This window comes from Bacillus sp. NMCC46, assembly GCF_002998465.1.
Taxonomy (GTDB): domain Bacteria; phylum Bacillota; class Bacilli; order Bacillales; family Bacillaceae; genus Bacillus.
In genome coordinates this window covers 691,803-713,088 of sequence record NZ_PVQZ01000001.1, presented here as the reverse complement: position 1 = coordinate 713,088, position 21,286 = coordinate 691,803, and the positions used below count along the sequence as shown (strand labels likewise).

Annotated in this window: 25 protein-coding genes, 1 riboswitch and 1 other annotated feature; of the genes, 21 read left to right on the top strand and 4 right to left on the bottom strand. The window is 43.3% G+C overall.

Annotated features, from left to right (window positions below; genetic code table 11):
* The first annotated feature begins 8 nt into the window (after window positions 1-8).
* From C6Y01_RS03625 to C6Y01_RS03590, 8 genes are all read left to right on the top strand, one after another.
* Complete coding sequence (locus C6Y01_RS03625) at window positions 9-944, top strand: ABC transporter permease (protein WP_034663045.1); 936 nt, start codon at window positions 9-11, stop codon at window positions 942-944.
* The gene (locus C6Y01_RS03620) at window positions 941-1,903 is read left to right on the top strand and encodes an ABC transporter permease (protein ID WP_106037827.1); all 963 of its coding nucleotides are present in this window, start codon (window positions 941-943) and stop codon (window positions 1,901-1,903) included. Before C6Y01_RS03625 ends, C6Y01_RS03620 begins: the two co-directional genes overlap by 4 nt.
* Before the next feature lie 7 nt (window positions 1,904-1,910).
* Window positions 1,911-2,921, top strand: coding sequence for an ABC transporter ATP-binding protein (locus C6Y01_RS03615; RefSeq protein ID WP_106037826.1), 1,011 nt, complete (start codon window positions 1,911-1,913; stop codon window positions 2,919-2,921).
* Complete coding sequence (locus C6Y01_RS03610; protein WP_106037825.1) at window positions 2,921-4,543, top strand: peptide ABC transporter substrate-binding protein; 1,623 nt, start codon at window positions 2,921-2,923, stop codon at window positions 4,541-4,543. Before C6Y01_RS03615 ends, C6Y01_RS03610 begins: the two co-directional genes overlap by 1 nt.
* Before the next feature lie 111 nt (window positions 4,544-4,654).
* On the top strand, window positions 4,655-5,596 hold the full coding sequence (locus C6Y01_RS03605; RefSeq protein ID WP_034663036.1) for a S66 peptidase family protein: 942 nt from the start codon (window positions 4,655-4,657) through the stop codon (window positions 5,594-5,596).
* Window positions 5,593-6,672, top strand: coding sequence for a dipeptide epimerase (locus C6Y01_RS03600; protein ID WP_106037824.1), 1,080 nt, complete (start codon window positions 5,593-5,595; stop codon window positions 6,670-6,672). The genes C6Y01_RS03605 and C6Y01_RS03600 overlap by 4 nt, the downstream gene beginning before the upstream one ends.
* Window positions 6,672-7,589, top strand: coding sequence for a C40 family peptidase (locus C6Y01_RS03595; protein ID WP_095285055.1), 918 nt, complete (start codon window positions 6,672-6,674; stop codon window positions 7,587-7,589). Before C6Y01_RS03600 ends, C6Y01_RS03595 begins: the two co-directional genes overlap by 1 nt.
* Window positions 7,579-8,547, top strand: coding sequence for an ABC transporter ATP-binding protein (locus tag C6Y01_RS03590; RefSeq protein WP_106037823.1), 969 nt, complete (start codon window positions 7,579-7,581; stop codon window positions 8,545-8,547). The genes C6Y01_RS03595 and C6Y01_RS03590 overlap by 11 nt, the downstream gene beginning before the upstream one ends.
* A 39-nt stretch (window positions 8,548-8,586) precedes the next feature.
* Here the strand turns inward: C6Y01_RS03590 and C6Y01_RS03585 are convergent, their stop codons facing one another.
* Complete coding sequence (locus C6Y01_RS03585) at window positions 8,587-9,468, bottom strand: dimethylarginine dimethylaminohydrolase family protein (protein ID WP_095285056.1); 882 nt, start codon at window positions 9,466-9,468, stop codon at window positions 8,587-8,589.
* A gap of 179 nt (window positions 9,469-9,647) precedes the next feature.
* On the opposite strand from C6Y01_RS03585, the gene C6Y01_RS03580 reads away from it, so the two are divergent.
* From C6Y01_RS03580 to C6Y01_RS03560, 5 genes are all read left to right on the top strand, one after another.
* The gene (locus C6Y01_RS03580; protein WP_060596084.1) at window positions 9,648-10,169 is read left to right on the top strand and encodes an acyl-CoA thioesterase; all 522 of its coding nucleotides are present in this window, start codon (window positions 9,648-9,650) and stop codon (window positions 10,167-10,169) included.
* 114 nt (window positions 10,170-10,283) lie between these two features.
* Window positions 10,284-10,610 carry a PadR family transcriptional regulator gene (locus tag C6Y01_RS03575; RefSeq protein ID WP_034663027.1) on the top strand — a complete coding sequence of 109 codons (327 nt, stop codon included), beginning with the start codon at window positions 10,284-10,286 and terminating at the stop codon, window positions 10,608-10,610.
* A gap of 4 nt (window positions 10,611-10,614) precedes the next feature.
* Window positions 10,615-11,367: an HAAS domain-containing protein gene (locus C6Y01_RS03570; RefSeq protein ID WP_106037822.1), complete on the top strand. Its 753-nt coding sequence runs from the start codon at window positions 10,615-10,617 to the stop codon at window positions 11,365-11,367.
* A 120-nt stretch (window positions 11,368-11,487) separates the two neighbouring features.
* Entirely contained in the window at window positions 11,488-11,976 is a 489-nt protein-coding gene (locus tag C6Y01_RS03565) for a small multi-drug export protein (RefSeq protein ID WP_034663025.1), read from the top strand.
* Between the two features lie 18 nt (window positions 11,977-11,994).
* Window positions 11,995-12,540 (top strand): GNAT family N-acetyltransferase, encoded by a 546-nt coding sequence (locus tag C6Y01_RS03560; RefSeq protein WP_095285058.1) that lies wholly within the window; start codon window positions 11,995-11,997, stop codon window positions 12,538-12,540.
* A gap of 18 nt (window positions 12,541-12,558) precedes the next feature.
* Here the strand turns inward: C6Y01_RS03560 and C6Y01_RS03555 are convergent, their stop codons facing one another.
* Window positions 12,559-13,602, bottom strand: a complete 1,044-nt coding sequence (locus tag C6Y01_RS03555; RefSeq protein ID WP_106037821.1) for a bifunctional transcriptional activator/DNA repair enzyme AdaA — start codon at window positions 13,600-13,602, stop codon at window positions 12,559-12,561.
* A 279-nt stretch (window positions 13,603-13,881) separates the two neighbouring features.
* Window positions 13,882-13,989, top strand: a riboswitch (guanidine-I (ykkC/yxkD leader).
* 66 nt (window positions 13,990-14,055) lie between these two features.
* On the opposite strand from C6Y01_RS03555, the gene C6Y01_RS03550 reads away from it, so the two are divergent.
* The gene (locus tag C6Y01_RS03550) at window positions 14,056-14,385 is read left to right on the top strand and encodes a DMT family transporter (RefSeq protein ID WP_034663015.1); all 330 of its coding nucleotides are present in this window, start codon (window positions 14,056-14,058) and stop codon (window positions 14,383-14,385) included.
* Complete coding sequence (locus tag C6Y01_RS03545) at window positions 14,382-14,696, top strand: DMT family transporter (RefSeq protein ID WP_034663013.1); 315 nt, start codon at window positions 14,382-14,384, stop codon at window positions 14,694-14,696. The genes C6Y01_RS03550 and C6Y01_RS03545 overlap by 4 nt, the downstream gene beginning before the upstream one ends.
* Window positions 14,697-14,728: 32 nt before the next feature.
* On the opposite strand, the gene C6Y01_RS03540 is transcribed toward C6Y01_RS03545, so the two are convergent.
* On the bottom strand, window positions 14,729-14,914 hold the full coding sequence (locus C6Y01_RS03540; RefSeq protein ID WP_034663011.1) for a hypothetical protein: 186 nt from the start codon (window positions 14,912-14,914) through the stop codon (window positions 14,729-14,731).
* Window positions 14,915-15,076: 162 nt separating this feature from the next.
* On the opposite strand from C6Y01_RS03540, the gene purU reads away from it, so the two are divergent.
* The 6 genes from purU to C6Y01_RS03510 all read left to right on the top strand — a co-directional run bounded on the left by purU (window position 15,077) and on the right by C6Y01_RS03510 (window position 20,670).
* The gene (gene purU / locus C6Y01_RS03535) at window positions 15,077-15,979 is read left to right on the top strand and encodes a formyltetrahydrofolate deformylase (RefSeq protein ID WP_034663009.1); all 903 of its coding nucleotides are present in this window, start codon (window positions 15,077-15,079) and stop codon (window positions 15,977-15,979) included.
* Between the two features lie 43 nt (window positions 15,980-16,022).
* Window positions 16,023-16,241 (top strand) — a binding site (T-box leader).
* 55 nt (window positions 16,242-16,296) lie between these two features.
* A complete protein-coding gene (gene proB, locus C6Y01_RS03530) occupies window positions 16,297-17,394 on the top strand; it encodes a glutamate 5-kinase (protein ID WP_034663006.1) in 1,098 nt (365 codons plus the stop codon).
* 12 nt (window positions 17,395-17,406) lie between these two features.
* Window positions 17,407-18,654, top strand: coding sequence for a glutamate-5-semialdehyde dehydrogenase (locus C6Y01_RS03525; RefSeq protein WP_034663003.1), 1,248 nt, complete (start codon window positions 17,407-17,409; stop codon window positions 18,652-18,654).
* A gap of 129 nt (window positions 18,655-18,783) precedes the next feature.
* On the top strand, window positions 18,784-19,920 hold the full coding sequence (locus tag C6Y01_RS03520; protein WP_106037820.1) for a Rap family tetratricopeptide repeat protein: 1,137 nt from the start codon (window positions 18,784-18,786) through the stop codon (window positions 19,918-19,920).
* Window positions 19,910-20,044 carry a hypothetical protein gene (locus C6Y01_RS03515; RefSeq protein WP_034662996.1) on the top strand — a complete coding sequence of 45 codons (135 nt, stop codon included), beginning with the start codon at window positions 19,910-19,912 and terminating at the stop codon, window positions 20,042-20,044. The genes C6Y01_RS03520 and C6Y01_RS03515 overlap by 11 nt, the downstream gene beginning before the upstream one ends.
* 197 nt (window positions 20,045-20,241) lie before the next feature.
* Window positions 20,242-20,670, top strand: a complete 429-nt coding sequence (locus C6Y01_RS03510; protein WP_034662992.1) for an organic hydroperoxide resistance protein — start codon at window positions 20,242-20,244, stop codon at window positions 20,668-20,670.
* 32 nt (window positions 20,671-20,702) lie between these two features.
* Here C6Y01_RS03510 and C6Y01_RS03505 read toward each other — a convergent pair whose 3' ends face one another.
* Complete coding sequence (locus C6Y01_RS03505) at window positions 20,703-21,149, bottom strand: MarR family winged helix-turn-helix transcriptional regulator (RefSeq protein ID WP_034662988.1); 447 nt, start codon at window positions 21,147-21,149, stop codon at window positions 20,703-20,705.
* Window positions 21,150-21,286 lie beyond the last annotated feature (137 nt).

Below are 21,286 nucleotides of genomic sequence, written 5' to 3'. Positions count from 1 at the left end.
GACGGCAGATGACCAGCTTTTTGCTCAAGCGTTTTATTGCGATGATTGCCACGATTTTAACGATTACGACTTTAACGTTTATTTTAATGAAGGTCATCCCAGGATCGCCCTTCAATGAAGAACGAAATACAAACGAAACCGTCCAGCGAAACCTCGAAAGCTACTATCACTTAGATGAACCACTGTATGTTCAATATGTCATCTATTTAAAATCCATCGTTACCTTTGATTTTGGTCCTTCCATTAAAAAGCCTTCAGAAAGTGTCAATGATCTATTGGCAAGAGGCTTCCCAGTCTCATTAGAACTTGGTCTTATCTCAATATTGATTGCTGTCATCTCCGGCATCCTGCTCGGGGTCATGGCTGCCCTCCGGCATAATGGCTTGATTGATTATATCGCCATGACCATTGCTGTTTTCGGTATATCCATTCCAAACTTTATCTTTGCTACCTTATTAATTCAGCAGCTTGCTGTGAATTTGAAACTCTTTCCTACAGCGATGTGGACAAGTCCGATGCATATGGTGCTGCCAACCATCGCTCTTGCTGTCGGTCCAATGGCTATTATTGCCCGTTTAACAAGATCGAGCATGATTGAAGTGCTGTCTCAGGACTATATTCGCACCGCCAAGGCAAAAGGACTTTCTCCCTTTAAAATTGTATTTAAACATGCGCTTCGGAATGCGCTTTTGCCTGTTGTGACCATTCTTGGGACACTTGTCGCAAGCATTTTAACTGGAAGTTTTGTCATTGAAAAAATATTTGCGATTCCTGGAATGGGAAAATACTTTGTCGAGAGTATTAACAACCGTGATTATCCTGTCATCATGGGGACCACTGTTTTTTACAGCATTATTTTAATCACACTTCTTTTCATTGTCGATGTGGCGTATCGCCTGCTTGATCCAAGGATTCAGCTGCATCAGAAAGGAGGAAAGGCATGAGTATACACCTACAGCAGGATCAACCGAATCCGCATCATGAAGTGCCAGACGAATGGTTTTCTCCGAGAGAGCAAAAGAAAACGGAGGCCCATGGCATTAAAAGACCCTCTCTTTCGTATTGGGCAGACACGTGGAGACGGCTGAAGCAAAATAAGCTTGCGATGTTTAGCCTATCGGTACTGATTTTTCTTTTTATCATGGCGCTATTAGGCCCATTGCTTGCGCCTAATAGTGTGACAGAGCAACGTCTCTCGATGCAAAATCTGCCTCCATCAGCTGCTCACTGGTTCGGAACGGATGAGCTTGGACGAGATGTGTTTACGCGTACATGGTACGGGGCGCGTATTTCGTTATTCGTAGGCGTCATGGCAGCCCTTATTGATTTTGCCATCGGCGTGATTTATGGAGGGATTGCCGGTTATAAGGGCGGGAGATATGACCATGTCATGATGCGAATTGTCGAGGTGCTCTACGGTCTTCCTTATTTACTCGTTGTCATTTTATTAATGGTCCTGATGGGGCCAGGGCTTGTCACCATTATTGTAGCGCTCACTGTCACCGGATGGATTGGAATGGCAAGAATCGTAAGAGGTCAAGTTCTTCAGCTGAAAAGCCAGGAATATGTCCTTGCCTCAAAAACCTTTGGTGCAAAGAGCCTGCGTATCATTCGCCGCAACCTGCTGCCGAATACGATGGGGCCGATTATCGTTCAGATGACCTTGACTGTGCCGACCGCGATATTTGCTGAAGCGTTCTTAAGCTTTCTTGGTTTAGGCATCCAAGCACCGTTTGCAAGCTGGGGCGTGATGGCCAATGATGCGCTGCCGACAGTGCTGTCAGATAACGGACATTGGTGGCGTTTATTTTTCCCTGCGTTTTTTATTTCACTCACGATGTTTTGCTTTAACAATTTAGGTGATGGCTTGCAAGATGCGCTTGATCCAAAGATGAAGAGGTGATGGCGCTTTGAAAAAAATTCTACAAATCATCGATCTGCACGTCAGCTTTCGGACATATGGCGGTTCAGTTCGAGCGGTACGCGGAGTGAATGTGGATGTATATGAAAAAGAAACCCTTGCCATTGTGGGAGAATCAGGCTGCGGGAAAAGTGTGACTTCACAAAGCATTATGAGACTGCTGCCGGCATACAGCGCTCATGTCGATCAGGGAGAAATCTGGTTCGAAGACCGCAATTTGCTGTCATTATCTGAAAAAGAAATGCGCGCCATACGAGGTGTCGATATCTCGATGATTTTCCAAGATCCAATGACCGCACTGAACCCAACCTTGACAATAGGCGACCAGCTCATGGAGGCGGCAAAGGAGCATCAAAAGCTGACGAAAAAAGAAGTGAAAGAAGCCGCCATTCGGATGCTTGATTTGGTCGGCATTCCGCAGCCGAAGGAAAGGTTAAAGCAATACCCTCACCAGTTCAGCGGGGGAATGAGGCAGCGGCTCATGATTGCCATGGCACTGATTTGCGAGCCCAAAGTGCTGATTGCAGATGAACCGACGACCGCGCTGGATGTGACCATACAGGCACAAATATTAGAGCTGTTTAAAGAGATTCAGAGAAAAACAGGTGTCACCATTATTTTAATCACACATGATTTAGGGGTCGTCGCCCAAGTCGCAGACCGAGTGGCGGTCATGTACGGGGGGAAAATGGTGGAGGTCGGAACGAGGCGAGATATTTTTTACAGTCCGCAGCATCCTTATACAAAAGGACTTCTACAATCCGTTCCAAGACTTGATATGAAAGATGAACTCATTCCAATTGAAGGAAGCCCGCCTGATCTATTTGCTCCACCAAAGGGCTGTCCTTATACAGATCGCTGCCCGGCCGCCATGAAGGTGTGTGATCATATCATGCCGCATGAAACGCAGCGGTCACCTACCCATACAGTGCATTGCTGGCTCCAAGATGAGCGAGCGAATCAAACGGTTTTATCTTCAACACAAAGGGGGAGTTTTTGATGAGAAAAAAAGGGTGGATCATCAGTGTATGTTTGTTCACGATCATGCTGCTCGCAGGATGTACAGCCAATGAGCAAGCAGGGAAAGGATCATCAAGCAATAAAGGTGAAAAGAAAGTGTTAACCTTAAATAACGAAAATGAACCGACGTCGTTTGATCCGCCGATTGGTTTTAATAATGTATCGTGGCAAGGACTCAATAACTTAATGGAGGGGTTAACAAGACTGAATGAAAAGCACGAACCATCTCCTGCAATGGCGGAAAAATGGGAGATATCAGAGGATGGAAAAACGTACACGTTTCATTTAAGAGATGGCATCAAGTGGTCAAATGGTGATCCAGTGAAAGCGAGTGACTTTGAATATGCGTGGAAGCGGCTGCTTGATCCGAAAACAGGCTCTTCTGCATCGTTCTTAGCGTACATGATTGAAGGCGGAGAGGCATTTAACAGTGGAAAAGGCAAGAAAGAAGGCGTGAAAGTCAGCGCTGTAAATGACAAAACGCTTAAGGTCACACTGGCTTATCCGCAGAAATCGTTCTTAAATATGACCGCAAACCCTGCCTTTTTCCCAGTCAATGAACAGGTAGCTAAGAAGGACCCAAATTGGGCAAAAGACGCCAAAACCTTTGTCGGAAATGGACCGTTCAAGCTGACAGAGTGGAAGCATGATGAGAGCTTCACAATGGAAAAAAGTGAGACGTATTGGGACAAAAAAACAGTCAAGCTGGATCAAGTGAAGTGGCTGATGATCAGTGATCGAAACACAGACTATCAAATGTATCAATCAGGAGATTTAGATACTGCCTTTGTTCCAGCAGAGCAAAGTGAAAATCTGCTGAAAAATAAAGATGTACAAATTGAAGACCAGGCTGGATTGTTCTTTTATCGTCTGAATGTGAACATAGAACCATTTCAAAATAAGAACATTCGCAAAGCTTTTCAAATGGCGATCAACCCGCAAGATATTGTGGATTATGTGACGAAAAATGAAGAGAAGCCAGCACGCGCTTTCGTCTCGCCAGGCATCCTAGATTCAAAGGGTGAGGATTTCAGAGAAGCTGGCGGGGATCTTGTGAAGAATGATAAGAGTGAAGCTGCGAAGCTATTAGAAAAAGGGCTGAAAGAAGAGAACTATTCGAAACTGCCAGCCGTCACATTAACATATAGTACAAAGCCTGAGAACAAGAAAAAAGCGGAAGCCATCCAGCAGCAGCTGAAAGAAGCGTTAGGTGTAGATGTGAAGCTTGCAAACATGGAAGCCAATGTATTTGCAGAAGATCAAAAGGCGCTGAAATTCCAATTCTCACAAAGTTCATTTTTAGCAGACTATGCAGATCCGATCAACTTCCTAGAGAGCTTCCAAACAGGGAATGCCATGAACCGGACAGGATGGTCTAATGATACCTATGATCAGCTGATCAAAAAAGCGAGCCAGGAAGCAGACGAACAAAAGAGAAACAGCTTCCTTCATGATGCAGAGGCACTTCTCATTGAAGAAGCACCGATCATTCCGATTCATTTTTATAACCAAGTCCATTTACAAAAAGAAGGCGTGAAGGGAATTGTCCGCCACCCCGTTGGGTATATCGATTTGAAATGGGCACAGGTAGATGGAGAGTGATATTAGGATCAAAAGACGCTTTTAGATAAAAGCGTCTGTTCCTTTATTCGTTCATGTTATGAAGAAGAAGCCCATAGATTGAAAGAAACAAAGAGAAAGAGGGGATATGGCATGAGCCAGCTGCCAGTGGCACTTCAAACAGGGGATACGGTGGGGATTATTGCACCAGCAAGCCCGCCTGATGAGCTGAAATTAGCAAAAGGGATTGCCTTTTTAGAAAGCCTCGGGCTAAAGGTGAAAAAAGGAAAGTATATCGACTGCCGGTATGGGTATTTAGCAGGCTATGATCATGAAAGAGTGGAGGATCTTCATCGCATGTTTCAAGATCCAGAAGTGAAGGCGGTTATTTGTGCTTGCGGAGGATACGGGACTGGAAGACTTGCGGAAGTCATTGACTATGACCTGATTCGCCGGAATCCAAAAATCTTTTGGGGCTATAGTGATATTACGTTTTTACATACAGCCATCCAGCAGCAGACTGGTCTTGTGACGTTTCATGGGCCAATGCTTTCCTCTGATGTGGGACTTGAGGAGGTTCATCCTTATACGAAAGATACCTTTTTACAGCTGTTTGCACCGAAAGTCTTTACGTATGCGCACCACTTGTCACCCCTTCATACTTTCTATCCGGGCACCGCTTCAGGTGAGATTGTAGGAGGAAATCTTGCCCTCATCGTGACAACACTTGGTACACCTTTTGAAATCGATACGAAGGGAAAGCTTTTGTTCATTGAAGATATTGACGAAGAGCCCTATAAAATTGATCGAATGATGCAGCACCTCACATCTGCTGGGAAATTGGATGATGCGGCTGGATTCATCATTGGAGATTTTCATCAATGTGAGCCAAAAAAGAAAGATCAGTCCCTTACATTGAATCAAGTATGGGGCACCTATATTGTGCCGCAAAAGAAACCTGCACTTGGGGGCTTCCGGATCGGTCATTCTTCGCCGAACTTTGCTATTCCAATGGGCACGCAGGCTGCATTAGATGCGACAGGAAAAAAACTGCACATTTCTCCAGGCGTTGCAGCGAAAGAGGCGATCAAATGAAAATCGTCGATGTTCGTACATGCAGAATGAGTGTACCGCTAAAAAAGCCTTTCAAAACCGCTTTACGAACGGTGTATGACGCAGCATCTCTGATCGTTATCATCACATATGATCAAGGTGACGTCAGCTACGGAGAAGCAGTCCCGACAACGGTGATTACAGGTGAAACGCTGGAAAGCATCGACTATGCCATATGCGAAGTGATCAGACCGATTTTGCTTGGAGCTTCCTTGTCAGAATATGAACAAATTTTTTCTCATATGAACCGAGTGCTCGCTTGCAACACAAGCGCAAAGGCAGCGGTTGACATGGCCATTTATGATGGCTTAGCGAAGCAGGCAGGACTTCCGCTTTATCAATACCTTGGCGGATATCGCAGTCAGCTTGAAACCGATTATACGGTCAGTGTAAACCGTCCGCTTGAGATGGCGGAAGATGCGAAGCAATACGCAGCTGAAGGCTTTCAGACGTTAAAGATCAAGGTAGGAAAAGATGACATAGATACGGATATTCAGCGTATCAAGCGAATTCGAGAAAAGGTCGGGCCGGATATTCAGATCAGGCTCGATGCGAACCAAGGATGGACGTGGAAGGAAGCGGTCATAGCCATTCGGAAAATGGAGGCGCTGAATATCGAACTAGTAGAGCAGCCGGTTCCGAAAGAAGATATCGAAGGCCTGCGCCGTGTGACAGAAGCAACAGATACATTGATTATGGCAGACGAAAGCATTTTCAGTTTTCATGATGCGATCAAGGTGCTTGAAACGAGAAGCTGTGATCTGATCAATTTAAAATTAATGAAATCAGGCGGCATAAAAGAAGCCCTAAAAATCAATGCTCTAGCAGAAGCATACGGCGTAAAGTGCATGGTTGGCAGTATGATTGAGTCAAAACTTGGAATTACAGCAGCCGCTCATCTCGCCGCCAGCCAGCCGAATATCACCCGCTATGATTTTGATGCCCCGCTGATGCTAAAAGAGGACATGGTAGACGGAGGAATCGTGTACAAAGGAAAAGATATCTTTTTCCCACCGCATCATGGGTTAGGCATTCAAGGGGTGAAAGGAGTCTCATGATGGTATTTGAATCAAAGGTTCCAGTTGCGAACGTATGGACAGCGCCGCAGTCACCGAGAGAAATCGATCAAAAGGTACTTCAGGGTTCCTTTAAGATCCAAGAGTGGATTGACCAGCAGACATATGAAGAAAAACTGGCTTTATGTGAAGAAAATCTGATCCAATCGCAAGTACTGCTCGGCGAACGAGTCATTGGATTAGAAGAGACAGACGGCTGGATGAAAGTCGTCATTCCGCAGCAGGCCAGCCGGAAACATCCGCAAGGCTATCCTGGCTATATACCTACGAACCATCTAAAGCAAGTGACAGAAGGAAGTGCGCCAGCTATATCTCATATCGTTTGTCAGAAAAAAGCCATGCTCTATCGAAATGGGCAAGCGGACATGAAAATTAGTTTTTTAACAGAGCTCGCAGCTGTAGAAGAAACGAGTGATTGCTTTCGCGTTGTCACACCAGCAGGGACGAGAGAAATCAATAAAGTAGATGTGCAGTCAGTTTCATCCATTTCTTCTATGACCGGCAAAGATGTTGTAGAGAAGGGAAAACAATTTATTGGTCTTTCGTATTTATGGGGCGGCATGAGCAGCTTTGGCTATGACTGTTCAGGCTTTGCTTACAGCATGTATAAAGCGTGCGGATATCTTTTGCCGAGGGACGCAAGTGACCAAGCAGTGCAAGGAACACCGGTCGCATCAAGCCATTTAGAACAAGGCGACTTATTGTTTTTTGCCAATGACAACGGAAAGGGAGCTGTCCGCCATGTTGGGATCTACGCAGGTGACGGTATGATGCTTCATTCGCCTAAAACCGGCAGGGAAATTGAGCTGCTTTCCCTTTCTGGCACTTCATATGAAAAGGAATGGGCAGGTGCAAGACGATATTTGCCAAGCGAGAGGAGGAATGGTCATGGCAGTTGAACCACTTTTACAAGTAAACAATCTCAAAAAACATTTTCATCTATCGAAAGGAAGAACGTTAAAAGCGCTAGACGGTGTCTCTTTTCAGCTGAAACAAGGCGAAACGTTTGGTCTCGTTGGCGAGTCTGGCTGCGGAAAATCCACACTTGGAAAAGTGCTCATGCGTCTTTATGAACCGACAGATGGGGAAGCCTTATATGAAGGGAAAAGCCTTCATCACCTTTCTAAAAAAGAATCATTTGATTTTAATCGGCAAATTCAAATGGTGTTTCAAGATCCGTATTCCTCCTTAAATCCGCGGCTGTCTGTAAAAGATATTATGCTGGAGCCAATGGAGATTCACAACCTTTACGGGAGTCAAAAGAAAAGAGTTGCCCGGGTGAAAGAACTACTTGAAGCAGTAGGACTTAGCTATGATTTTGCCACTCGCTATCCCCACGAATTCAGCGGAGGACAGAGGCAGAGAATCGGTATTGCGAGAGCACTCGCCTTAGCGCCGAAATTTATTGTGGCAGATGAGCCAATTTCTGCACTAGATGTCTCCGTTCAAGCGCAGGTTGTGAATTTGCTGAAGAAACTACAAAAGGAGGAAGGGCTGACATTTCTCTTTATTGCGCATGACTTGTCGATGGTCAAATACATCAGCGACCGAATCGGTGTCATGTATTTAGGTCATCTCGTCGAATTGACCAGCAGTGATGCATTATATCAAACACCGCTGCACCCATATACACAAGCCTTGCTGTCAGCGATCCCCATTCCAGATCCTGACGTGGAGGACAAGCGCAAAAGATTCATTTTAAAAGGAGAAATTCCAAGTCCAGTGAACCCGCCAAGCGGCTGTGTATTTCGAACAAGGTGTCCTGCAGCGATGGATGTGTGTGCTGAAAAAAAGCCAACATTACAAGCAGTAGAAGAAGGACATGATGTCGCCTGTCATTTATACGATCGAACATAAAAATAGACAGAAAAAAAGCCAGCAAGTAGACAAGCTGTTCTACACGCTGGCTTTTTTAGTGGATGAACGCCGAATCGGCAATGTGCAGCATCTAAAAGAGCCGCCAGATTTAATGATTTCTGAAAAATCCACTTCAATGACAGTGTACCCGTGAGCGGTTAATGCAGCATTTGTTTGTTGATTGATAGGCAAACTGATCACTTTTTTCTGCCCAATGGATAAAACGTTTGGTCCGAGTGTGAATTGCTCTTGTTCGCTTATTTCAATCAGATCATAATGCATTTTGAGCAGGTGAAGATCCTCTTTTTTGAACGCTTCAGGATAAATTAATATCTCATCATGAGACAGAATATTCATCACACAATCGAGATGCAAAATGTGAGGAGGAAGATGAATGGGAATGATGTCATGATCAGGCAGTTCTTTTTTGAGCTGATGGATAGCGGATGGGTTTGTTCTTTTGCTCGTTCCGACAAATACGCGTGTTTGATCCACAAGCACATCGCCGCCTTCAATCGTTCCATTTGTCAGGGTAACAGTTTTCAATCCATTTCCCTGTGCCCACTCTTTTAACAATTGTTCTTCCCCTTGCCGGACCGGGGCGGCCATGCTTGAAACAAATAGTGTATGTCCAATCGTAAACCCAATATCCCGAGTAAAGACTTGCTCAGGAAAGCGGTCATTTGCCGGAAGCATGATGGGGCGTACTTGATGGTTCTTTAGGGTTTGGATCAATTGCTTATGCTGAGCAACGGCTTTCATTTGAGAAATATTTTCTCTCGCAAAATGTTTCTGGGTTTCGTTGATGATCTGTTTGATTTCCATATAGATGGGACTGCATAAAAGGACTTCTTGTAAATCGTCATATTCACTCATGCATTGCGGCATTTTGTGTATTTGTTCTGCTCTCATAGAATCCATCAAATGGCCTCCTTGTTTGTTCATAGTTCTATTATTCCTCGTTCTAGTCATGGTTGAAACATTTCCGAAAGAAAATCTCTCACAAGAGACTAAAGCAAAAAGTTTAGACAAACCTAAAAGAATAGTGTTTAATAAAAGTCGTTCCGCATTCACGAAAACAGCAAGAAGGAGCTATGATGATGAGTGAAGAAAATTTCAAATACTGCAAGGAATCGAAAGTTGTTAAAACCAGCAGGGTATTCCCTCTCGATACGAATAACCACCAAACCTTATTTGGCGGGAAATTAATGAGTTATATAGATGACATTGCTTCCATCTCGGCAGCAAGACACAGCCGCAGTGAAACGGTCACGGCGTCGATGGATTCTGTTGACTTTTTAGAGCCGATTGGACAAAAAGAGTCAGTATGCTTGGAATCCTATGTGACGTGGGTCGGCACGTCTTCCATGGAAGTGTTTGTCAAAGTCATGAAAGAAAACTTGATGTCTGGAGAGCGCAGACTTGCAGCGACTTCATTTCTGACTTTTGTCTCGCTAGATGAAAACGGAAAGCCAAAACGAGTTCCACAAGTCGTACCGGAAACAGAGGAAGAAATCATGCTGCATCAAACAGCGAAGCAGCGGGCAGAGGAAAGAAAAAGCCGCCGAAAGCATAGCAAGGCACTGGCTGACGCACTTGGAACAGATAAACCATGGGCGTAAAAATCACCCTTTCAGCGGTGATTTTTTTCTAGGATAGTATCTTGCATGACAAGATAGTGTGTGGTAAGATGATGCTATCTTGTGATGCAAGGTACTGGAATCGGAGGAACAAAGATGACAACATCCACACAAATGCTAAAAGGAATTTTAGAAGGCTGCCTGCTGTCGATTATTTCTGAGGGTGAGATTTATGGGTATGAAATGACAAAGAAGCTCGCGCATTACGGGTTTGATCAAATTAGTGAAGGAAGTATCTATCCGATCCTGCTGCGTATGCAAAAGGAACAGCTCGTGACCACTGTCACAAAAGCATCAGCGAGCGGACCGAAAAGGAAATACTATACGCTCACACAAGCTGGAGAACAAGCGCTCACAGAGTTTATTACCCGCTGGAGTGAGCTTTCAAAAAATGTAAACCGCTTATTACAAAAAGGGAAGTGAGATTATGGTATCAAAAGAAACAAGACACGTTCTACTAGAGCTGAAACTCTATCTCATCTCAAAGGGGAAAAATGAGGACGAAATTGATGAGCTGATGGATGAACTGACGACACATGCGGTTGAGGCTGAAAAAGATGGTAAAACAGGGGAGGCTTTGTTTGGCGGAGATCCGCGGGGCTATGCTGATGAACTCGCAAAAGAGCTGTCAGGACACCATAAAGACTGGGTTCCCTTCATCAGTGCCTTCTTAATCGGGTCTCTCTTCTACATGATTTTATCAGATGCGATCAGTCAAAGTTTATCGTATTCTTGGTATGCTTTGATTGGCTATCCGCTCGTTTTAGTGGCCAATGTCATTATGATCATTCTGATGTTTAGAGCGTCTGCCTTTCAGACAAGCCGCCGGGCATTTCTTTACTTTTGGATCTTAGGGATCTTTCAGCTGACCGCGATGGTCACAATCAAACTATTGGATCAAAAACTCGGCACACCATTACTTGTCCTGACCTCAGGTCAAAGATGGGGCGTCATCCTGCTCATGCTGCTATGTATCATTGTCTTTAATGCAATCTTAAAGGCGAATGTCGTTTCATTGATTCCGATCATCTTTTTCGGACCGCAGCTCCTATTTGAATGGATTGGCTGGACATCACCAAGCGTGCTTCTCTTGCAAAGTCTACTATCGGTTGTGATCTTAATAGGGCTTATGCTCATTGTCTTACGCCGGACGAATAAGAAAAATGAAAATACGTTGTAAAAAACAGAGCACATCTATAATCCTATAAGATGTGCTTTTCTTTTTCTAAAAAAATGTAGAAATGGTATCGTGTTTTTCATTACAATGGGAAGAGGACAAAAATGAAAAGGGGTTCTGTGCTTGGATATTTTATGGGGATATGTACTTGTGTTTGTATTGGCTGCTTTGCCTTTTTTTGAAGTGGTAGGTGTCGTTCCGTTGGCCATTTTAAGTGGCATGCATCCTGTACCGACTGCGGTCATTGGATTCATCGGCAATTTTTTTACCGTTTTACTTCTCATTGTTTTCGTAGACCGCTTCAAAGCATGGCGGTTGAAGAGAAAAGAGGACAAAAGTGATGAAAAAGGAGAGAAAAAGCAGCTGCGGGCCAGAAGAATTTGGGAACGATATGGTCTCCCGGGATTAGCACTCGTCGGTCCTTTTATCATCGGCAGTCATCTAGCGGCATTTATGTGCATGAGCTTCGGGACGAAAAGAAAGCAAGTCGCAGTGTGGATGACAGTCAGTTTAATGATGTGGACAGCGCTGGCAGCTAGTTTAACCGGTGCGGGAATCCATTACTTTGCCCCAGATTCAAATGGATTGTTCGGAGATATTTTTAGTCAGTAAGTGAGGGGAGGATCATAAATGAAACTTCAAACACGGACAGTGCTTGAAACAGAGCGCCTTAGACTGAGAACGATGAATGAACATGATGCGCCATTTTTATATGATATGTTGTTCCAAGATGAAGAAGTGATGAAGTATTATCCTTCTTTGAAGGATGAGCAGCAGACGAAAGAGTGGATTGCATGGAATCAAAAGAATGACCGCATGTATCATACTTCCCTCTGGATCATTGAAGACAAAAAAACGAATGAACCACTTGGACAAAGCGGGATTGTTCTGCAAAACATTGAAGGACAAACAGAACTTGAAATCGGCTATATGCTAAAGAAAGCAGCATGGGGGAATGGCTATGCTGCTGAAGCCGCAAAAGGCTGTCTCACCTATGGCTTTGAAGAAATGAAGGTCAGACGAATGGTCAGCTTAATACGCCCAGAGAATGAATCGTCTGTAAAGGTCGCTTTAAAAATGGGTATGAAAAAAGAAAAAACCATTTCAAAATGGGATCAGATCATCGATGTATACAGCATCACCCGTAACGAAGAAAACGGCTCGCTTACCGAATAAGCAGAGCCGTTTTTTCTTTTATATACGCTGTTCTAGCTGAAGCAAATATTTCTTCCGTTCAACTCCGCCGCCGTAGCCCCCGAGTTCACCACTTGTTTGAATGACGCGGTGGCATGGAATGATAATCGCTAATTGGTTGGCACCATTTGCATTACCAACCGCCCGGACCAAATGAGGATCGCCCAGCATCATAGCAAGCTCGCGGTAAGAACTTGTTTCGCCTGATGGAATACGCGTGAGCAGGTCCCACACCTTCATTTGAAAAGGGGTGCCATGTAAGGAAAGTGGTACCGAGAACTGCGTGAGTTTTTTCTCAAAATATAAGGTCAATTCCTTTGCTAATTGCTGATGGACGTTTGTTTCCCCGACTAAAATACGGGCTTGATGCTTTTTTCTCATGTTCTCAATTTCCTTTTCGAGTCCCCGCCTGTCCACAAATTCCAGTAAATACACATGCGTCGCATCTGTCACGCTGATCATCCGCCCGATCGGTGTAGAAATAAAATTAGCGTGGAGAATCTTGGTTTGCGTCTTTTTAGGGGGATTTCCCATAATTTTCGTAAATGCATCATTGAAGGCACTCGAAGATTCATAGCCCAAGGCGACCTGCTGATCAATCACTTTTTTTCCATTCAGAATTTCTTTAAAGGCAAGTCCCATTCGGCGTGATCTCGCATATTGAACAAAGGTCATACCATAGATTTCTTTGAATTTCCGCCGTGCCGTTGCAGAGTGAATCCCTAATTGATGAAAGTCTTCTTCTTTCCAGCGTTTTTCAGGATGTGTTTCAACTGCAGAAACGAGTGTTTTGACTTCTTCCGGAATGCTGTTAGGGTATGTTAATGGTGTGCAGCGCTTGCACGGACGATATCCTGCTAGCAGTGCTTCCTCTGCTGTAAAGAAAAACTCACAGTTCTCATATTTTGGTTTTCTAGCGGTACATGTGGCATGGCAGAAGATACCAGTGGTCTTAATGCCGGCAAAGAATGTGCCGTCATATTGCGGGTTCTTGTCAACCAGTGCTTGATAAAATTCATGTTTCTGTTCGTCGGTTATCATCATACGATCCACCTCTTGGTTTCCTATAAAATGTGATTCAGCGTACTTTGTGCTGGTAAACAAAGCGTCATCTTGGATCGTTCATCACATCAATCTTATTTCATTATATCAGCGATGTGATCATTTCTCTGTCTATCATTTAGTATACGCCGGTCTCATATCATTTCTTTCGAAAAATGAACAAGTATATTTGAAGAGGGAGAGCAAACTGGTAGACCGGCATATCGGGGTGTGATAAGATTTTTAATACAGAATCTGCTCTAAGTCAGGTCTGTATATCATGAATTGGTTTTCTAGGGTTCCGTGCGCTGGTGCAGTCTGGTCCGAGAGAAAACACATAGGGTCTTAGAAGAGGCCATATGGACACGGAGGGATAAAAGCCCGGGAGATTTGATCAAACGATCGATTTCCAGGCTTTTTTTGTTGGTTGGAATCGTTCAGAAAGGAGAAGATCAGATGAAATGGGGAAATGTCTTTATTGCGGCCATATTTGAAGTCGGCTGGGTGATGGGGCTGAAATATGCTCACTCGCTCATAGAATGGGGCGCAACCATCGTTTGTATTATCGTGAGCTTTTATTTACTCATGAAAGCAACAAGTGTACTGCCAGTTGGCACACTTTATGCCGTTTTTACCGGGCTTGGGACAGCAGGTACCGTCCTCATAGGCATGGTGCTTGGTGAGCCGGTTCAGCTTGTCAAACTGCTTTTGATTGTCATGCTTTTGTGCGGTGTATTAGGGCTGAAGCTGACAACAGGTGAAAAGAAGGGAGAGGCTGAATCATGAGCTGGCTTTTACTCATTGGAGCAGGCATCTTAGAAATGCTTTGTGTGACCATGATGAATCAATTCCAAAAAGACCGGCATGTCAAATGGATTTTATTCATTGCAGCTGGCTTTTCGATGTCCTTTCTGATGCTGTCTCTTGCGATGAATACGATTCCGATGGGAACGGCGTACGCCATTTGGACTGGAATCGGAGCTGCTGGAGGCGCCATGGTCGGTATGCTGTTTTACGGAGAGTCGAAAGACGCAAAACGTATTTTCTTCATCGCCTTGATTTTATCTGCGGCAGTAGGATTGAAAATCATTGAATAAGAAAAGGCTGGCAGATAGATGCCAGCCTTTTGTTACATTGAATGATGATTGGAATCGTTTTCATTTTTGCGGTAAAGCTGGCTCACAAGCAGAAAACACACACCAAATGTGAGAAAAGGAATGAGTCTTTCACCGGCTATAAAAAGGGAAATACCTGTGATCAGACAAACGATGCCGAGCCAAAAGCTCACTTTACCAAACAAAGTCATACTTTTCATCTCCATCACTCCTTTTATGATAAAAGGTCTATTCACATTATATCACGCCAGGTGCAGAATTGAATGAATATTCAATAAAAAATAGGACTCTACATTGCTTTTTCTCTTTCCAGTCCAGTATAATATTTCATTAGAATGAAAACGTAAATGAGGTCATGATACATGAGAACTTTGATAACAGAGAAACTTGAATTACACAGACAAAAGCATGAGCAAAAGGGAAGGTTGCTTGTCAGCTGTCCGGATCAGCCTGGAATTGTATCAGCTGTTTCTTCCTTTTTATTTGAGCACGGAGCGAATATCATTGAATCCAGCCAATACACAACAGATCATGAAAGCGGCCGGTTCTTTTTAAGAATTGAATTTGATTGGAAAGACATCTCGGCAAATATGGATCAGCTGAAACATCAGTTTGAGCCAATTGCAGCATCATTTCAAATGACGTGGAGCATGTCGCGTGCAAGTGAGCTTAAAAAGCTGGCGATCTTTGTGTCAAAAGAGCTTCATTGTTTACATGAGCTGCTATGGGAATGGCAAAGCGGAAATGTCATGGCTGAAATTGCGGTCGTGATCAGCAATCATGAAACGGCAAAAGATACAGTAGAATCGCTTGGAATCCCGTTCCATTTTGTGAAGGCGAACAAAGACATTCGCAAAGAAGCGGAAAAACAGCAGCTCGCATTATTAGAAGAGTATGATATTGATGCCATTGTGCTTGCTAGATACATGCAAATTTTAACGCCTGAATTTATTGAACAGCACCCGAACAAAATCATTAATATTCATCATTCTTTTCTGCCAGCGTTTATTGGTGCAAATCCATATAAGCGGGCATATGAGCGGGGAGTCAAATTAATTGGCGCGACTTCTCATTATGTGACCAATGATTTAGACGAAGGACCGATCATTGAACAGGATATTGAGCGTGTAGATCACCGGGATGATGCAGAAGCATTAAAAAATATTGGCCGAACAATTGAGCGGAGTGTGCTTGCACGTGCCGTCAAATGGCATCTAGAAGATCGAATAATTGTGCATGAGAATAAAACGATTGTATTTAATTGACGGCTTGACTTTTCCTGAGCAATTGGTGATAATATAAAAAAATTAACGAGCGTTGAAAAGGAATAGTAAGCAGGAACTGATGCGTAAAGAGAGCAAATGATATGCTGAAACATTTGCCGCAGACAGCTGCTGAACCTGCCCTTTGAGCCTTAGAGGAAAAATCTAAGCGCGTGCCTGGCGTTACAGGAGTTGAGTGGAATAAGCTAGATGTATGCTTATTCAATGAAGGTGGTACCACGGAAAATCCCTTTTCGTCCTTTACATAAGGAGAAAAAGGGATTTTTTTGTGCCTAAAGGTATAGCGGAGGGAATCAATAATGAAAAAGCAAAGGATCGTCATCAAAATTGGCAGCAGTTCATTAACAGAGCAAAAAGGAGCCATTGATGAACAAAAAATGCAGGATCATGTGAAAGCGATAGCAAAGCTGAAAGAGGCTGGGCATGAAATCATTTTAATTTCGTCAGGAGCCGTTGCAGCAGGGTTTGGCAGCTTAGGGTATCCATCAAGACCTGTGACTTTAAAGGGGAAACAGGCAGCAGCAGCGGTTGGACAGGGCTTGTTAATGCAGAAATATACAGAGCTATTTTCACAGTTTCACATGACACCTGCACAAATGCTTTTAACCCGTAATGACTTTTCAGATCGAACAAGATATCGAAATGCTTACGCTACGATGATGGAGCTGCTGGAAAGAAAAATTTTACCGATCATTAATGAAAATGATTCTGTTTCCATTGAGGAGCTTACCTTTGGGGATAATGACATGCTGTCAGCTCTTGTCAGTGGATTAATCCATGCAGACCAATTGATCATCTTAACGGACATCAACGGAATATATGATGCAAATCCAAATGAGCATCCTGAGGCGAAGCGTTTTGATGTACTGACACACATTTCAGAAGAATTGTTTTCATATGCGAAGAGCACAGGCTCAAAAGTGGGAACAGGCGGGATGAAATCAAAGCTGTCTGCTGCACAAACGGCACTTTCACTAGGCGTTAAAGTCTTCATTGGCACAGGTACTGGAGAAGACAAGCTGCTTCACATTCTAGCGGGTCAAGGAGACGGAACGTATATCGGAGAACAGGACTTATCAGCCGTCAACAACCGCCGTCAATGGATTCAATTCCACTCACCCGTCTCTGGGAAAATCATGATAGATGCAGGAGCGGAAGCGGCGATTTTGCATAACGGCAGAAGCCTTCTTCCGGCTGGAGTCATTGATGTCGCTGGTGACTTTTCTAAAGGAGAGGTCGTTGAAGTGGTCGGTCCGAACGGATTAGTGGGTAAGGGACAAACCTTGTACGCATCCGATGAGCTTCTCGGCATTAAAGGGATGCGAAGTGATGAGCTTTCAAATGAGAAGCCTGAGGTTATACACAGAGATCACTGGGTACAGCATGTACAAAACTGAGGAGGGAATACGATGAATGAAGTTCTTGAAAAAGCAAAAAAAGCAAGTACAGCCAAAGATCAGCTGCTGCTAAAAACGACGGAGCAAAAAAATGCAGCTTTACATGCCATCGCAACTGCACTTAAAGCATCTTCCGCTTATTTATTGGGGGAGAATAAAAAGGATGTTCAGGCTGCTGAGGACAAGCAGTTCACGCCTTCTGTCATTGACCGGATTACACTCACAGAAGAGAGAATTGACGCCATTGCAGACGCTACTCTTCAGCTGATTCACCTAAAAGACCCAATTGGTGAAACATTAGAAACCATTCAAAAAGAAAACGGTCTGTTCATCGAAAAGGTGCGTGTGCCTCTTGGAACGGTTGGAATGATTTATGAAGCAAGACCAAACGTGACAGTAGATGCTGCCACCCTTTGCCTCAAAACTGGGAATGCTGTTATTCTTCGCGGGAGCTCCTCTGCCATTCATAGTAATAAAGCGATTGTCAAGGTGATCCATGAAGCGCTTCAGACAACGGATATTCCAGTAGACAGTGTGCAATTGATTGAAGATACAGGCCGTGAAACGGCGAAAACGCTGTTCACTTTAAATGAATATCTGGATGTCCTTATTCCGCGCGGCGGGAAAAATTTAATTGATCTTGTGGTGAGAGAGTCTACCGTGCCAGTGCTTGAGACAGGTGCAGGGAACTGTCATATCTACATTGATGAAACAGCGAAAAACGAAATGGCTGAGCAGATTGTGCTGAATGCTAAAACCCAAAGGCCATCTGTTTGCAATGCGATCGAGAGCATTGTCATTCATGAAACATGGGCAAAAACATATGGCGCTTCGTTATTTGAAGCCCTTCATGCAAATGGGGTAGAGATACGGGGCGATGAAGCCGTATGTGCCCTTGCGCCTAGTGCTTCATTAGCGACAAAAGAGGACTATGAAACAGAGTTTTTAGCGCCGATTGTCAGTATTAAAATCGTAGAGAGCATAGAAGAAGCGATTCAGCATATTCAAACGTATAGCTCCAAGCACTCTGAAGCGATCATTACGGAAAATGATCAGCATGCTTCACTTTTCTTAACAGCTGTCGATGCTGCCGCTGTCTATCACAACGCTTCTACTCGGTTCACAGATGGCTTTGAATTTGGCTACGGAGCAGAAATAGGGATTAGCACACAAAAACTGCATGCAAGAGGGCCGATGGGTCTGCCGGCTTTAACCTCTGAAAAATTTGTCATTCGTGGTCAAGGACAAATAAGAGAATAACGAATTCAAAAGAGAGTCTTGTGACAGCAGGCTCTCTTTTTCCTTTCATTTCATTTTTGTATTTCTTCGGTCAAGTATGATAAAATATGGTAATGTTTTATATTTTGAGAAGATTGGAGAAGGCAACGTATGGCGAAAATCATTCCCTCTTCGGATATTGGAGTGAAAATCAACAAGTGGTATGAATTAATCCGCAGATTTGATTCAGAACAAGCAGAACAATTAAAGCAGGAAATTCGCACCTCTCTTGATTCAATGGAAGAAGATCAGAATTTGCTTCTCTATTTTTCTTTAATGGAATTCAGGCATGAGGTCATGCTCGATTACTTAAAGCCATTAAAGGAAGGAAAGCTTCGCGCCAACTTTTCCGAGCTTTCGAAAGAAATAGATGAGCATCAAACACATGTCACAGGCATGCTTGAATACTACTATCATTTTTTCAGAGGCATGTATGAATTTGGCCGTAGGCAGTATATTGCTGCCATCTCGTCTTATCAAAAGGCAGAGCACAAGCTTTCTTTTGTGTCAGATGATATTGAACGTGCGGAATTTCATTTTAAAATGTCAGAAATATATTATCACATGAAACAAACACATATTTCGATGCACCATGCCAAACTGGCGCTGGATGTCTATATTCAGCATGAGCTATATGCGCTTCGCACGATCCAATGCGAATTTATTGTGGCCGGTAACTATGATGATATGAGAAGGCATGAAAAGGCATTACCACATCTCGAGAGAGCGCTTGCGAGATCAAGAGACTTTCAGAATGTGCGTTTTATTGCTTCCTCTTTGTTTAATATGGGCAACAGTTATTACCATATGGGAGATCTTGACCGCGCATTCGAACTAATGAAAGAATCCATCTCGTTATTTGACCAAAATCAATCCGATCACCTTCGTCGATCTATAGACCCTCTTTATACCGCCGCTCAGATATTATACAAACAAGGTAAACACGAAGAAGCCTTACACTACAGAGAAGAATGTATGAAGCGAGCAGAAGCACTTCAGGATGACATCCATATTCAGAAGACGATATTTTTAGAAGCATTGTACTTAAAGCAAGATGCGGAGCATATTAAACGAATTTTTCATTTTTTAGAGTCCGCCTATGCATATCCAGATATAGAGGAACTGGCATTAGACACCGCAAAGTATTATAATGAAATGGAGGATTATGAAAAATCTTCCATGTTCTACGGAGAAGCGGAACATGCTCGAATCTATATTCAGAGAGGGGATTGTTTATATGAATTTTAAAAAATGGGCAGTCGTCTGTACAAGCATCACCATCCTGGCGTTATGGCTGGCAGCAGCAAATGCCGACCCGGATAACAGAAACCACACGCTAGAACAACCAAATGCGCAGCATGACATCATCTAAAAGCTCTTGTCAACAATCTGAAAAGCCCTTATTAAAGGGCTTTTTTTACTGTCTAAAAATGAATCTGCGTGACATGCTCATAAAATAGAGGTGAGAAGGAAATCTTAAAAAAGAGTGTTTATTCATTGACTCTTGAATTTAAATTGTGTACAATTCAATTGTAGAAAATATTATTAGAGAGAAAGAGGGTTATATTCATGTCAGACGTTTTATTTACTGCAACGGTATCAGCTGTCGGAGGAAGAGAAGGAAAGGTTGTTTCAACCGATGGTGTGCTTGAGCATGATGTAGCAATGCCTGGAACACCAAGAGCGAAAAAACTTGAAAAAGCAACAAATCCAGAGCAATTATTCGCAGCAGGCTACTCTGCATGTTTTGATTCAGCCCTTCAAATGGTCGCGAGACAAGAGCGTATCCGTTTTGAAAGTGAAGTAACAGCACATGTGAGCTTAGTGAAAGATAGTTCAGATGACGGTTTCAAACTAGGCGTTAAGCTAGAAGTAAAAGGAACTGGAATCGAGCAATCAGCATTAGATGAGCTTGTTCATAAAGCACATGGCGTATGCCCATATTCAAAAGCAACTCAAGGAAATATCGAAGTAGAACTAGTAGCTGTCGCACAATAATTGACATCATAAAAGGCTGAGGGAATGTTCCCTCAGCCTTTTGGTTGTGTTAATTTTTGCAAAAGCTCATGTAAAGAGGCGCGCAGTGTTTTTAACTCTTCTTCCGATCTGCCTGTCCCAGACAGCATATGAAATGGAATCGCAGTAGCCTTCTCTTTTAGCTGTTCGCCATATTCCGTTAAACGAATTTGCACAGAACGTTCATCCTCTTTCGAGCGCTCGCGGATGATGAGTCCGTTTTGCTCCATCCGTTTCAGCATAGGTGTGAGTGTACCGGAGTCTAAATATAAAAGCTCTCCCATCGTTTTCACATTTAATGTCCCATGCTCCCACAATAAAAGCAGTGCCAAATATTGCGGATACGTAATGTCTAACTCTTCTAATAACGGTTTATATTGCTTCGTCATCTCTCTTGAACTTGCATATAACAAGAAACAAAGCTGATTTTCCAGCTTCATATGCTCGAATTCATTTGTCATTGTCAGTCACCAACTATTTTTTGTCATACTTATTATTGTATAAGATTTTCTTCCTTTTTAAAATAAATACAGCCCAAAAATGAAAAATTCTTTAATGTGCGATAAATGTTTGAGAAATGGATAGAACGTGAAAAGAA

Bases quoted from the DNA above. Each gene is read 5' to 3' on its own strand.
- C6Y01_RS03550 (WP_034663015.1), top strand. From the start codon at position 14,056: ATGAAATGGGGAAATGTCTTTATTGCGGCCATATTTGAAGTCGGCTGG.
- C6Y01_RS03620 (WP_106037827.1), top strand. From the start codon at position 941: ATGAGTATACACCTACAGCAGGATCAACCGAATCCGCATCATGAAGTG.
- C6Y01_RS03625 (WP_034663045.1), top strand. From the start codon at position 9: ATGACCAGCTTTTTGCTCAAGCGTTTTATTGCGATGATTGCCACGATT.
- C6Y01_RS03585 (WP_095285056.1), bottom strand. From the start codon at position 9,468: ATGGATTCTATGAGAGCAGAACAAATACACAAAATGCCGCAATGCATG.
- purU (WP_034663009.1), top strand. From the start codon at position 15,077: ATGAGAACTTTGATAACAGAGAAACTTGAATTACACAGACAAAAGCAT.
- C6Y01_RS03560 (WP_095285058.1), top strand. From the start codon at position 11,995: ATGAAACTTCAAACACGGACAGTGCTTGAAACAGAGCGCCTTAGACTG.
- C6Y01_RS03510 (WP_034662992.1), top strand. From the start codon at position 20,242: ATGTCAGACGTTTTATTTACTGCAACGGTATCAGCTGTCGGAGGAAGA.
- C6Y01_RS03525 (WP_034663003.1), top strand. From the start codon at position 17,407: ATGAATGAAGTTCTTGAAAAAGCAAAAAAAGCAAGTACAGCCAAAGAT.
- C6Y01_RS03515 (WP_034662996.1), top strand. From the start codon at position 19,910: ATGAATTTTAAAAAATGGGCAGTCGTCTGTACAAGCATCACCATCCTG.
- C6Y01_RS03555 (WP_106037821.1), bottom strand. From the start codon at position 13,602: ATGATGATAACCGACGAACAGAAACATGAATTTTATCAAGCACTGGTT.
- C6Y01_RS03545 (WP_034663013.1), top strand. From the start codon at position 14,382: ATGAGCTGGCTTTTACTCATTGGAGCAGGCATCTTAGAAATGCTTTGT.
- C6Y01_RS03605 (WP_034663036.1), top strand. From the start codon at position 4,655: ATGAGCCAGCTGCCAGTGGCACTTCAAACAGGGGATACGGTGGGGATT.
- C6Y01_RS03520 (WP_106037820.1), top strand. From the start codon at position 18,784: ATGGCGAAAATCATTCCCTCTTCGGATATTGGAGTGAAAATCAACAAG.
- C6Y01_RS03540 (WP_034663011.1), bottom strand. From the start codon at position 14,914: ATGAAAAGTATGACTTTGTTTGGTAAAGTGAGCTTTTGGCTCGGCATC.
- C6Y01_RS03610 (WP_106037825.1), top strand. From the start codon at position 2,921: ATGAGAAAAAAAGGGTGGATCATCAGTGTATGTTTGTTCACGATCATG.
- C6Y01_RS03580 (WP_060596084.1), top strand. From the start codon at position 9,648: ATGAGTGAAGAAAATTTCAAATACTGCAAGGAATCGAAAGTTGTTAAA.
- C6Y01_RS03600 (WP_106037824.1), top strand. From the start codon at position 5,593: ATGAAAATCGTCGATGTTCGTACATGCAGAATGAGTGTACCGCTAAAA.
- proB (WP_034663006.1), top strand. From the start codon at position 16,297: ATGAAAAAGCAAAGGATCGTCATCAAAATTGGCAGCAGTTCATTAACA.
- C6Y01_RS03575 (WP_034663027.1), top strand. From the start codon at position 10,284: ATGACAACATCCACACAAATGCTAAAAGGAATTTTAGAAGGCTGCCTG.
- C6Y01_RS03590 (WP_106037823.1), top strand. From the start codon at position 7,579: ATGGCAGTTGAACCACTTTTACAAGTAAACAATCTCAAAAAACATTTT.
- C6Y01_RS03570 (WP_106037822.1), top strand. From the start codon at position 10,615: ATGGTATCAAAAGAAACAAGACACGTTCTACTAGAGCTGAAACTCTAT.
- C6Y01_RS03505 (WP_034662988.1), bottom strand. From the start codon at position 21,149: ATGACAAATGAATTCGAGCATATGAAGCTGGAAAATCAGCTTTGTTTC.
- C6Y01_RS03595 (WP_095285055.1), top strand. From the start codon at position 6,672: ATGGTATTTGAATCAAAGGTTCCAGTTGCGAACGTATGGACAGCGCCG.